Here is a 12664-nt window from a genome sequence, read left to right as displayed (position 1 = left end):
CTCGAGCTACGGCAAGGGCTTTCCGTCTTCGCCGAACAGCGCGGCGGTTTCGCGCACCGAATGCGCGATCTGCTCTTCCGAGAAGGCGCCGAATCCCATGACCACACCGGGCGGACGCCTGCTTTCAATGCAATAGCGGGAGAGGTTGGCCAGTTCGATACCCCGGTTCGAGGCTGCCCTGTAGAAAACCTCGTCGTCCACGTCCTCGTTGAGCCAGCCGATTGTCTGCAAGCCGGAATCGGCCGCTTCGACGCGGAGGAGGCCGTCGAGTTCGCGTTTCGAATGGTGCAGGAGAGCCTCCATCCGGGTCCTGTAGAGGCGCCGCATGCGCCGGATATGGCGCCCGAGATGGCCTTCGGTGATGAACCGGGCCAGAACCTGCTGTTCGATCGCACTGCCATGCCGGCCGGAAATCGCCCGTACGGCGACGATCGGGTCGACGAGTTCCGGTGGCGGGACAATGAAGCCGATCCGCAGGGCAGGGAACAGCACCTTGCTGAAGGTGCCGACATAGATGACGCGATTGCCGCCATCCAGCCCCTGTAACGAGGGGATGGGTTTTCCGACGAAACGGTACTCGCTGTCGTAATCGTCCTCGAGGATCCATGCGCCCGTCTGGTTTGCCCATTCGATGACCGCCAGGCGCCGCTGCATCGACATGACGTGGCCAAGCGGATACTGCTTGGACGGGCAGACGATCGCGAGACTTGCGTCCGGCGCGCGTCTGCGGGCTTCCGCCACGTCGAGCCCCTCGCTGTCGACCGGCACCGGGACCAGCGACACGCCCGCGCTCTGCAGGGCTGCCAGGGACCCGAGAAAGCAGGGATCCTCGATCCACGCCTGGTCGCCCGGCCGGGCCAGCACGCGCATCAGGATATCCATCGCGTGCTGCGCGCCCGCGGTGATGATCACCTGGTCGGCCGAGCAGCGTACGCCCCTCGACAGCGAAATGTGATCGGCTATCGCCTGTCTCAGGCGCAGTTCGCCGATGGCGTCGGTTTCGCCCATCAGCCGGGCCTGGGTATTCGTCCGGCCGGCGTCGCGCAGCACCTTGATATGCAGCCTTGTCCAGGCCTTCAGATGCTCGGGATCGAGAGACGGAAGGTTGGCGCGGAACGGGCGAACGGGTATGGCCGTCCGGAATTGCGGGTGGAGGAACTCGAAGTCACGATAGACTCGTCGCTGCGAGACCGTACGTTCCGGATTGTCCTCCGACACCCGGACGGCCTGGTCGGTCGGTACGACGTCGGCGACGAAATGTCCCGACCCCTGTCGCGATTCGACGCAACCTTCCGCCAAGAGCTGTTCATAGGCCAGCAACACGGTGTTCCGGGCGATCCCCATCTGGGCGGCCAGTACCCTGATCGAGGGCAACCGCTGGCCGGCGCGCATCTCGCCCGCGACGATACCCTCACGGATGCGCCGATAGAGCTGCTGGTACATCGGCGGTTCGTCGCGACCGATCGCCGCAGCGACGGAAACGGGGAGATCCTTCGCGATCCGGTGCATCAACTGTACCCATCGATATTGCAGAAAGTGCAACTTGTCACCGTAACGCTTGAATGTCTAGCTTCACGGGCTGATACGGAAACCGGATAAACGCGACAGGGGGTACGGCGATGAAGAGTCTGATGAGTTTTGCCTTGGCCATCTTCATGGGCATGGCGTCACTGGCGATGGCGGAGGAGGCGCCGCGGCGGGGCGGCACGCTTCAGTCGGTCCTCTGGCCAGAGCCTCCGGGCATCATGACCGGGATCTACACACAATCGTCCGCCCTTCTGCCGACGACCAAGATCTTCGAAAGCCTTCTGACCTATGACTTCAATCTGAATCCGCATCCCAATCTCGCGGAATCGTGGGAAATCTCGCCGGACGGCCTCAAATACACCTTCAAGCTGCGCGAGAACGTCCGCTGGCACGACGGCGAGGCGTTCACGGCCGATGACGTGGTTTTCACCTATGGCGATTACCTGATCGAGGTGCATCCGCGCGCCCGTGCCGTTTTCGAGCGGGCGCAGGTCAGCAAGCTCGACGACCACACCGTCGTTTTCGAACTCAAGGAGCCCTTCGCGCCGTTGATCCGCAGCTTCGACCTGTGCTGCCTGATCGTTCCGGAGCATCTCTACAAGGGCACCGATTTCCGCAAGAATCCGAACAACCTCGCGCCGATCGGAACGGGGCCGTTCAAGTTCGATGAGTGGAAGCGCGGCGAATACATCCACCTTGCGCGCAACGACGACTACTGGCGCGACGGGCTGCCCTACCTGGATGACATCTACTACCGCTTCGTGCCCGACGCGGCGTCCCGCGCGCTGGCGCTTGAAACCGGACAGATGCACATCGCGACCCAGAACGACCTCGAGCTTTTCGATGTCGACCGGCTTTCAAAGCTGCCGCACCTGGACGTGACGACCAAGGGCTGGGAATGGGGTTCGCCGATCGTCTGGATCGAGATGAACCTGCGCAAGGAACCCTTCAGCGACAAGCGTTTCCGCCAGGCGATGATGTACGCCCTGGACCAGAACTATTTCCGGGACGTTATCTTCCAGGGATATGCAAAGGTGGCCACCGGGCCGGTCCATTCGGCCTCGCCGTTCTACGAGCCGGATGTTCCCGCCTATCGGCAGGACCTGAAGAAAGCGGAAGCGCTGCTCGACGAGATGGGCCTGAAGCCCGATGCGGACGGCAAGCGGACGACCATCAAGCTCCTCGGCCTGCCGTATGGCGAAATGTGGAACCGCTCTGCCGAGTATACCCGGCAGGCGCTGCGCAAGGTGGGCATCGAGGTCATTCTCGAGCCGTCCGATCCGGCCGGCTGGGCAACCAGGACCCGGAACTGGGACTTCGAGATGACGATGTACTTCCTGACGACCATGGGCGATCCCGCCCTCGGCGTTTCGCGTACCTTCCTCTCGGACAACCGGAAGCAGGGCGTCCTGTTCACCAATCACGCCGGTTACGCCAATCCGGAGGTCGACGCGCTGTTCAACAAGGCCGCGGTGTCGGTTGACGAGGAGGAACGCAAGCAACTGTACTCGCAGGTACAGAAGATCCTCGTCGATGATGCGGCTGTTCTGTGGCTGGTCGAGCTGGTGTGGCCGACCGTCTACAACAAGAAACTGCACAACGTCGTTACCGGCGCGTCCGGACCCAACAGCAGCTTCGCGGATGCGTGGCTCGCCGAATAAGGCTGAACGATGCGGTTCGTATACGCGTTCGCAGCATGGTTGCCACGGGCACTTCTCGTGCTCGTGGCAATCGGGCTCCTCAATTTCTTCCTGATCCGGCTGGCGCCGGGCGACCCCGCTTCGGTCCTGGCCGGGGAGACGGGCGCCTCCGATGCCCGCTACATCGAGGAAATTCGAAAGAGCTACGGGCTCGACCAGCCGCTCTGGCTGCAGGCTGCAACCTACCTGCGCAATCTCGCGACCTTTGACCTGGGTGTCAGTTACCGGATGCAACGGGATGTCGCGGACATCATCGGCGAACGGATACCCGCAACCTTGCTGCTGACCTCGACCGCCCTGGTACTGGCCATCATCATCGGAACCCTGCTCGGCATCCAGGCCGCCAGACGGGCCGGGACATGGCAGGACACGGTGATCAGCGCTTTCGCCATGCTGTGTTACGCGACACCGGTCTTCTGGGTCGGTCTCCTGCTGGTCCTGCTCCTGTCCGTTCATGCCGGCATCCTGCCGCCCTTCGGCATGTCGGGCCTGATCCCGAAATCCGGATTCGCGGCCGTCCTGGACGCGTTGCACCATCTCGTCCTGCCGGTCATGACCCTCGCGCTGTTCTATTTCGCGGTCTATGTCCGGCTCGGCCGTTCGGCCACGGTCGAGGTGCTCGGTCGCGACTTCGTCCGCAGCGCCCGTGCGAAGGGCTTGTCCGAACGACAGGTGCTCCGCCGGCACGTCCTGCGAAACTCCGTCATCCCGGTCGTCACCATGGCAGGCCTGCAGGTCGGCCAGCTTCTCGGTGGGGCGGTAATCGTGGAATCGGTGTTCGCCTGGCCCGGCATTGGCCGGCTGGCGTTCGATGCACTGATGCAGCGTGACTACAACCTCATCCTCGGCATCTTCTTCGTGTCCTCGATCATGGTCGTGCTGGCCAACCTGATCACCGATCTCGCCGTGCGGTCCATCGACCCGCGTGTCGGGCGCAGCTGAGCAGACGGGTCAAAGGTGAAACTCATGCATTCCTGGCGAATTGGTGTCGGCGCGGTATTGCTCGGCCTGATCACCGTCATGGCGATCGCTGCGCCGCTGCTTGCACCCTTCGATCCGATGGCGATCAGCGGACCCCCGCTGCTGCCTCCGGACGCGAGCTATCTCCTCGGAACCGACATGCTCGGCCGGGATGTTCTCTCCGGGATGATACACGGGGCGCGGGTCTCCCTGATCGTGGGTCTCGTCTCCGCCTTGTGCTCGGCCGGGATCGGCATCACGGTCGGTGCGATCGCCGGTTACTTCGGTGGTGCCATCGACCGGGCGCTGGTCCGTTTCACCGAATTCTTTCAGGTCATTCCGTCTTTCATGTTCGTGATCCTGCTGGTCGCGATCCTCACGCCCAGCCTGCTGAGCATCACGCTCGCTATCTCGGTGGTCATCTGGCCCCCCGTCGCCCGTCTTGTGCGGAGCGAGTTCCTGACTCTCAAGACCCGCGAATTCGTCGAGGCGGCGCGTTCCCTCGGCCTGTCGCATGGCAGTGTCATTGTGCGCGAGATCCTGCCCAACGCGATGCCCCCGGTCCTCGCGGTAGGCTCGCTCATGGTTGCGACGGCGATCCTTACCGAAGCATCCCTCAGTTTCCTGGGGCTTGCCGATCCCAACATGACCAGCTGGGGCTACATGATCGGTTCCGCACGCCCGGTTTTCCGTCACGCCTGGTGGCTCAGTGTCTTTCCCGGGCTCCTGCTGTTCCTGACGGTTCTTTCGATCACGCTGCTCTCGGAAGGGTTGGGCGACAAGTCGAATCCGTCCCTCCGCGGCCAGGCGGGGCACTGACGCGATGAGCCTTCTGCGTATCGAGGATCTCAGGATTGCCTTGCCGAAAGGCGGCGACCGGGCGTTCGCGGTCGATGGTGTGAGCCTGCATGTCGATCAGGGCGAGACGCTTTGCGTCGTTGGCGAGTCGGGTTCGGGCAAGTCGCTGACGGCCAGTGCCATCGTCGGCTTGCTGCCATCCCGGAGCCTGCGGGTCGCCGGCGGGCGCATCCTGTTCGAGGGCAGCGACACGCTGCGGATGTCGTCCCGCGAACTGCAGGACTTGCGCGGCGGGCGAGTCGGTTTCGTCTTTCAGGATCCCTTGTCGTCGCTCAATCCGCTCGAGCGGATCGGCAAGCAGGTCGAGGAGGTGTTGCGCCAGCATCGCTGGACGGGCGATCACCGGCAGCGCGTCCTCGAGATGCTCTCCGCCGTGCAACTGCCGTCGCCCGAGAGCCTCGTCGAAGCCTATCCCTGGCAATTGTCGGGCGGGCAGCGCCAACGGGTCATGATCGCGACCGCGCTGGCGACCCGACCATCGCTTCTGGTCGCCGACGAACCGACGAGCGCCCTCGATGTCACCACGCAGGCCCAGATACTGGAACTCCTTCGCGACCTGACGAAACAGCACGGCATCGCGCTGTTCCTCATCACCCATGATTTCGGCGTGGTCGCGAGGATGGCCGACAGGGTGGCGGTGATGAAGAGCGGCAAGCTGGTGGAGTACGGGACGCGCGACGCGGTTCTTCGCACGCCGCGCGAAGCCTATACCCGCAAGCTTCTCGACGCGGTGCCGCCGCTGCGGGCCGGCCCGGCGCGCCCCGCCGGTGAACCGGTCCTGAAGGCAACCGGCCTGACCAAATCCTGGGTGACGCGTGGCAGCCTGTTCAGGCCGGGGCGAACTGTGGCGGCGCTGAAGAACGTGTCGATGTCACTCGGACACGGCAACACGCTGGCCGTCGTGGGAGAATCCGGCTCCGGCAAGTCAACCCTTGCCCGGGTTCTGATGTGCCTGACGGGGGCCGATTCAGGCCAAGCCGACCTTGTCGGAATCAACGCCAACTATCTCGGATTGCGATCGCGCGACCTGGCGACGGTGCGCCGGAATATCCAGCTCGTTTTCCAGGATCCTTACGCGTCCCTGAACCCGCGACGCAGGATCGGCGCGGCGGTCGCGCAAGGTCCACTGGCCCAGGGCGAGAAGCCAGGCGCGGTTCACGCGCGAGTGGCAGAACTCCTCGGCAAGGTGCAGCTCGACCCGTCCGCCGCCGACCGCTACCCGAACGAGTTCTCGGGCGGGCAGCGACAGCGCATCGCCATCGCGCGGGCACTCGCCATGCGGCCGCGCGTGCTGATCGCCGACGAGGCGGTCTCGGCGCTCGACGTATCGGTGCAGGCCGAAATCCTCACGCTGCTGAAGGACATCCAGCGCGACGAGGGACTTTCCATGATCTTCGTCACGCACGACCTGCGCGTGGCCGCTCGCATGGCCGATCAGGTCATCGTCATGCAATCAGGCTGCGTGGTCGAGCAGGGGGCGATGCAAGACGTCCTGACGGCGCCGCAGCACCATTACACGGCCGCCCTGATCGATGCGGTGCCAAGCCTGCCATCGATCTCGGTGCAACAGTGAATCCCGAGAATCCCGGAGAAGAAAAACATGACGCAGAACGTTGGCCCCTGGCGGGCGGTTGTCGAAGCTCTGAAATCCGAGGGGGTGCGTTATGTGTTCGGATTGCCTGGCAATCCGAAGCATCTGGTCTACGACCTGACCGAGCATTCCGATATCCGGTTCGTCCTTGTCAGGGATGAGAAGTCGGCGGTGGCGTGCGCCTATGCGTGGGGGCGTCTGACCGGCGAGCCGGGAGTCGTCTTCTCCAATCCCGGTCCCGGCATCACCAACCTCGTGACCGGCCTGCTGGAAGCGACATCCGGCTCGGTGCCGGTTGTCGCCATCAGCAATGGCGTGGTGCAGATCCACGACGGTATGGGGGCATTCCAGGAACTGGATTCAAGGACGCTGATGATGCCGGTGACCAAATGGTCGAACCGGATCAGCGATATCAAACGGGTGCCGTGGGTGATGCAACGGGCCTTCACCGTCGCGCGCAATGGCCGGCCGGGCGCGACCTTCGTGGAAATACCGTCGGACCTCGCGGGAACTTCGGCCGAGATGCCTGATTATGTGCCCTCGGTTCCGCGCCAGCGTTCGCGACCGGAAGAGAATGCCGCGAAGGCGGCTGCCGACCTGATCGCCGCGGCACAGCGTCCGACGATCCTGTGCGGCGGCGGCGCCATTGTCGCTGGTGCCTACGACGAGGTGGCCCGCCTTGCCGATCGGATCGGGGCGGCGGTCCTGACGACGCCGAGCGGAAGGGGAATCTATCCCGAGGACGGGCCGCTCTCGCTGGGCCAGGTCGGCCTCTATTTCTCGACCGCCGGGAAGGCATGGTACGACAATTCCGACCTGGTGATTGTCGTCGGATCGCGCCTCGAGGCCTTCAGCACCAACAACTGGTCGTTCCAGGCGAAATCCGCCCGGCTGATCCGTATCGATACGGATCCCGAGGCGCTGTCACTGAACTCGCGCGCCGATGTCGATCTGGTCGGTGATGCGGCGCTCGCCCTTCAGGACATCGAGGCGGCACTGAACGCGACAGACTACCCGGCTCAGAAGGAGCGGGTGCAGGAGATCGCCGGGATCGGACGTGCCTTTACCGAGAAGGCGCGGGCCGAGGCCCGGACCCCGTCGCAACCGATCCGGCCGCCGCAGTTGCTCGACGCGGTGAACCGCATATTCGGTCACGACACCATCCTCATGAAAGAGAACGGTGCGGCCGACCTGTGGTGCTACTACTGGCCCTATTATCAGGTTCTCGACACTGGCGACTGCGTGGCCATGGGCGAGCAGACCGCCATGGGCATGGGCGCCATAGGTGCCATCGGCGCCAAATTGGCCAGGCCCGACAAGCAGGTCGTCTGCTTCATCGGCGATGGCGCCATGCAGATGGCGATGGTCGAGATGGCGACCGCCGCCGAGAACCGGTGTGGCGTGACCTGGGTCGTTCTCAACAACCAGAGCTTCGGCTGGGTCCAGTACAACCAGGTGCTGACGGGCAGGCCCCGCATCGGTACGGGGTTCGACCAGGCGACCGATCTTGCGGCCGTCGCCCGTGCGCAGGGGTGCCATGGCATTCGCCTGGAGGCGCCGGACAAGGTCGACGAGGCGATTGCCGAAGCGCGTTCCCTGAATGCCAGGGGTATTCCGGTGCTGATCGACGCCCAGATCGCCCGTCACGACTACTACAAGGACTTCGTCGACATCCATCGGGCGAGCATCGCTTCGGGCGAGCTCATCGACTGAGCCGCACGCGGTCGGCGGGAACAGCAATCATTCGAGAGGTTCCAGAATGTCGGAAGCAGAGCGGCTGAATGCCGTCGGTGCGCCCGGAGGGACGGGCAAAGCCGTGGAGGACTACGCCGAACTGGCGCTCTTCATCAACGGGAGGTTCATTGGCTCGGGCGAAGGGCGAAAGTCACAGGAGGTCGTCAATCCGGCGACCGGCGAGACGATCGGGCGGTTGCCGCACGCGACCGTAGCCGACCTCGATGAGGCGGTGCGCGCGGCTTCGGCCGCGTTCGCGGACTGGCGTCGGGTGCCGGCAGTCGAGCGCGGCCAGATACTGCGCCGGGCGGCCGAACTGGCGCGAGAGCGCGCGCCGTCGATTGCCCGCGGGATCACGCTCGATCAGGGAAAGCCGCTTGCCGAGGCGCTCGGGGAAGTCAACGCGTGCTCCGAACATGCCGTCTGGCATGCCGAGGAATGCAAACGCATTTACGGACGACTGGTGCCGGCTCGACAGGCCGGGGTTCGCCAACTGGTCGAACGCGAACCCATCGGTGTCGTGGCCGCGTTCACGCCGTGGAATTTCCCCTTCAATCAGGCGATCCGGAAAATCGCCGCCGCGCTCGGCGCGGGCTGCACCATCGTGATCAAGGGCGCGGAGGAGACGCCGAGTGCGCTCGTCGCCCTGGCGCGTCTCTTTCAGGATGCGGGCCTGCCCGACGGTTGCCTGAATGTCGTCTGGGGCGTGCCCGCGGAGGTCTCGGAGCATCTGATCCGGGCCGACGCGGTGCGCAAGATATCGTTCACCGGGTCGGTGGCGGTCGGGAAGCAGCTCGCGGCCCTGTCGGGTTCGCTGATGAAACGTGCGACCCTCGAACTCGGAGGACACAGTCCGGCCATCGTCTGCGCCGACGCCGACATCGACGCGGCGGCGACGTTGCTGGCGGCCCAGAAATTCCGCAATGCCGGCCAGGTTTGCATCTCGCCGAGCCGGATTTATGTGGAGCGAGCCGCCCACGACCGTTTCATGGACACGTTCCTCGACCGGGTCCGGGGCATCAGGGTTGGCGACGGCCTGGCTCCGGACACGACGATGGGGCCGCTAACCCACGCACGGCGCGTCAGGCAAATGACCGAACTGGTCGAGGATGCCGTCAACCGTCAGGCCCGCGTGGAATGCGGTGGCGAGGTGCTGGACCGGCCCGGCTACTTCTTCGCCCCGACGGTCGTCACCAATATTCCGGATAGCGCCTACCTTATGACGCTGGAGCCGTTCGGGCCGATCGCGTCGGTGACGACGTTCACGGCAACCGAGGAGGTGCTGACCCGGGCGAACAGCCTCGCCTACGGCCTGGCAGCCATGGGCTTCACCTCTTCGCCGAAAACGTCGCAAGCCCTTTCGCAGGGCCTGCAGGCCGGGATGGTCAGCATCAACCACTGGGGCTTCGGGGCGGCAGAAACGCCGTTCGGCGGAATCCGGGACAGCGGATGGGGCAGCGAAGGCGGCATCGAGTCGTTCGACGGGTATCTCAACACGAAACTGGTCAGCGAGACCTACTGAGGGAAAACATGCATATCAAATCCGTCCAGGCTCGTTGGATCCATGTCCCGATCGCCAAGGAGAAACGGCATGTCTCCGATTTCGGAGAGGCCAGCTCCTTCGACTGTGCACTGGTGCGTATCGAAACGCGGTCCGGTCTTGTCGGCTGGGGCGAGGCGAGGGAAGTGGTCGGCAGTTCCGGCAACCACGCAACGCTGGTGACCGCGATCAACGAACTCTATGGCCCGATGCTCGTGGGGCAGGACGCCTGCGACATCAATCGGCACTGGGAGCTGATGTATAACGGCACACGTGGGCACTACGCACTCGCTCACGGACGGGTATTCCCCGCGCTTGGCCGGCGAGGCGTTTCCATCGCCGCGATCAGCGGCATCGACATGGCCCTCTGGGACCTGCTCGGCAAGCACCTGAAGGCGCCGGTATGGCAGTTGCTGGGTGGCCGCAAGGCGGATCGCATGCCTGCCTATGCCTCGGGCGGCTGGGCCGATGAGGCCGGCATCGGCGCGCAATTGGCGGGTTATGTCGAGAAGGGCGGCTTCTCGGCAGTGAAGATGCGGGTTGGCGTCATCGATGGCAGCCCGGAGGCATCGGCGCGCCGGGTTCAGGCGGCTCGAAGGACGCTTGGACCGGATATCGGGATTGCCTGCGATGCGCATGGCACGTTCTCGGTGGCCGAGGCCAAGCGCTTCTGCCGCCTGGTGGAAGACTGCGGCCTCCTCTGGTTCGAGGAACCGGTGACCGCCGACGACAAGGCGGGGCTTGCGCAGATCCGGGCGCTCACGTCCGTGCCGATCGCGACCGGGGAGAGTGATTTCACGCGCTTCGATTTCCGCGATCTCGCGGTTCTCCAGGCGGCCGATATCTTCCAGCCCGATCTGGCGATCTGCGGCGGGATCAGCGAGGCCATGCGCATCGGTGCGATCGCCTCGGCGTGGAACCTGCGCCTTGCCCCGCACCTGTGGACCGGCGCGCTGGCCTTTTCCGCCGGCATGAGCGTCGCTGCGGCTTCGCCGGCCGGCTGGCTGCTGGAGTTCTCCCTCGGCGCCAATCCGCTGCTGCACGACATGGCGCACGAGACGTTCGAGGCCCGGGATGGGGACATCGAGATTCCTGATCGGCCCGGCCTGGGTGTCACGATCAACGAGGCCTTTGTCGAGCAACATGTCGTGGCCCTCTAGAGGGCGCCGCGGGAAGGATAGAATCATGCATGAAATCGTCGCGTCCGCGGACATCGAAGGAATCTCGAAGACCGTTCGATCCCCGGCCAACGCCTTCATCGACGGACGCCTGCAGGCGGCCCGGTCGGGCAGGCGGTTCGAGACGCTCAACCCGGCCACGGCTGAAGTGCTTGGCAGCGTGGCTGCGTGCGATGCCGCCGATGTCGACCTGGCCGTGGCGGCGGCGCGTCGCGCCTTCAACGAGCGCAAGTGGTCGGGAGCGGCCCCGGAGGATCGCAAGGACGTGCTGCTTCGCCTTGCCAATCTCATCCGGGAACATGCGGAAGACCTGGCGATGCTGGAATCGCTGGACTCGGGAAAGACCATCACCGACTGCCGCGCCGAGATCGGCGAAGAGGTGCCCAGGTTCTTCCAGTGGTATGGCGAACTGATCGACAAGACCTTCGGCAAGATCGCGCCGACAGACGAAAGCGCGCTGGCGCTGATCATGCAGGAGCCGATCGGCGTTGTCGGACTGGTCCTGCCGTGGAATTTCCCGCTCCTGATGGCCGCCTGGAAGGTGGCCCCGGCGTTGGCCGCCGGTTGCAGCATCGTCCTGAAGCCGGCTGAGCAGACGCCGCTGACCGCGCTCCGCCTGGCCGAACTGTCTTCGGAGGCCGGGCTTCCGGATGGTGTGCTCAACGTAGTGCCCGGGTTCGGCGAAACCGCCGGCCAGGCGATCGGCCGGCACATGGATATCGACGCGATCTCGTTCACCGGATCGACCGAGACCGGCGCGCTTTTCCTGAAATATGCGAGCGAAAGCAATCTGAAGCCGGTTGCCCTCGAGATGGGCGGCAAGAGCCCGTTCATCGTGCTCGAGGACGCGGACATCAGTGAAGAGTTGATCGAGAATGCGGTATCTGCGGCGATGTGGAACGGCGGACAGAACTGTTCCGCGAACATGCGCCAGTTCGTCCATCAGAGCCGCAAGGACGAGTTCCTTGGTGCGGTGATCGAGCGTGTAGGGCGGATCAGGGCGGGAAATCCGCTGGATCCGTCAACCGACATGGGAGCGATGGTGTCGGCCGAGCATCGCCAGCGGGTACTGGGATATATCGCGAAGGGTGTCAGCGAGGGCGCCCGTCTCGTTACAGGCGGCGAGGCGCCCCTTCCCGGCATGGCGGGCTATTTCGTGCGGCCGACGGTGTTCGACCGGGTCACGCCGGCGATGACGGTGGCGCGCGAGGAAATTTTCGGGCCGGTGCTGGGCGTGATGTCCTTTTCGGAGCCAGAGGAAGCGCTGGCGATGGCGGCGGATTCCGTTTACGGGCTCCATGCGACGGTCTTCACCCGTGACATCGATCGGGCCCTGCATTTCGCGCGGCGGCTGCCTTGCGGCACGGTGTCGATCAACCGTTTCACGGAAGGCGATATCAAGACGCCCTTTGGCGGATACAAGCGTTCCGGATCGCTGGCTCGGGATAACGGCACGGAAGCGCTTGAACAGTATCTGCAGAAAAAGACGATCTGGATAAGCCGTTCGAAGGCCGGCGTCGGCGCGACAAGCGCGTGACGCGATAGTCCGGGCGTATCTGAGAGACGGAAGAACCGA

Annotated in this window: 9 protein-coding genes; 8 read left to right on the top strand and 1 reads right to left on the bottom strand. The window is 64.6% G+C overall.

Going from position 1 to position 12664, the window contains the following annotated elements:
• Window positions 1–6: 6 nt before the first annotated feature.
• A complete protein-coding gene (gene pdxR / locus OCH7691_RS15290) occupies window positions 7–1509 on the bottom strand; it encodes a MocR-like pyridoxine biosynthesis transcription factor PdxR (protein ID WP_085884393.1) in 1503 nt (500 codons plus the stop codon).
• Between the two features lie 122 nt (window positions 1510–1631).
• Here pdxR and OCH7691_RS15285 point away from each other — a divergent pair, with 122 nt between their 5' ends.
• From OCH7691_RS15285 to OCH7691_RS15250, 8 genes are read left to right on the top strand one after another with little or no spacing between them, the layout of a single operon-like run.
• Window positions 1632–3188, top strand: a complete 1557-nt coding sequence (locus OCH7691_RS15285) for an ABC transporter substrate-binding protein (protein WP_217808046.1) — start codon at window positions 1632–1634, stop codon at window positions 3186–3188.
• 9 nt (window positions 3189–3197) lie between these two features.
• Window positions 3198–4169 (top strand): ABC transporter permease, encoded by a 972-nt coding sequence (locus OCH7691_RS15280; protein ID WP_085884391.1) that lies wholly within the window; start codon window positions 3198–3200, stop codon window positions 4167–4169.
• A 24-nt stretch (window positions 4170–4193) separates the two neighbouring features.
• Window positions 4194–5006, top strand: coding sequence for an ABC transporter permease (locus tag OCH7691_RS15275; protein ID WP_085884390.1), 813 nt, complete (start codon window positions 4194–4196; stop codon window positions 5004–5006).
• Window positions 5007–5010: 4 nt separating this feature from the next.
• Window positions 5011–6618, top strand: coding sequence for a dipeptide ABC transporter ATP-binding protein (locus OCH7691_RS15270; RefSeq protein WP_085884389.1), 1608 nt, complete (start codon window positions 5011–5013; stop codon window positions 6616–6618).
• A 27-nt stretch (window positions 6619–6645) separates the two neighbouring features.
• Window positions 6646–8349 (top strand): thiamine pyrophosphate-binding protein, encoded by a 1704-nt coding sequence (locus tag OCH7691_RS15265; RefSeq protein WP_085884388.1) that lies wholly within the window; start codon window positions 6646–6648, stop codon window positions 8347–8349.
• Between the two features lie 46 nt (window positions 8350–8395).
• Window positions 8396–9892, top strand: coding sequence for an NAD-dependent succinate-semialdehyde dehydrogenase (locus OCH7691_RS15260; RefSeq protein WP_085884387.1), 1497 nt, complete (start codon window positions 8396–8398; stop codon window positions 9890–9892).
• An 8-nt stretch (window positions 9893–9900) separates the two neighbouring features.
• Window positions 9901–11070 (top strand): mandelate racemase/muconate lactonizing enzyme family protein, encoded by a 1170-nt coding sequence (locus OCH7691_RS15255; protein WP_085884386.1) that lies wholly within the window; start codon window positions 9901–9903, stop codon window positions 11068–11070.
• A gap of 25 nt (window positions 11071–11095) precedes the next feature.
• Window positions 11096–12625 (top strand): aldehyde dehydrogenase, encoded by a 1530-nt coding sequence (locus tag OCH7691_RS15250; protein WP_085884385.1) that lies wholly within the window; start codon window positions 11096–11098, stop codon window positions 12623–12625.
• Window positions 12626–12664 lie beyond the last annotated feature (39 nt).

Origin of the sequence: Oceanibacterium hippocampi (genome assembly GCF_900172325.1) — a bacterium.
Taxonomy (GTDB): domain Bacteria; phylum Pseudomonadota; class Alphaproteobacteria; order Sneathiellales; family Sneathiellaceae; genus Oceanibacterium; species Oceanibacterium hippocampi.
This window is presented reverse-complemented; position numbering and strand designations above follow the sequence as displayed.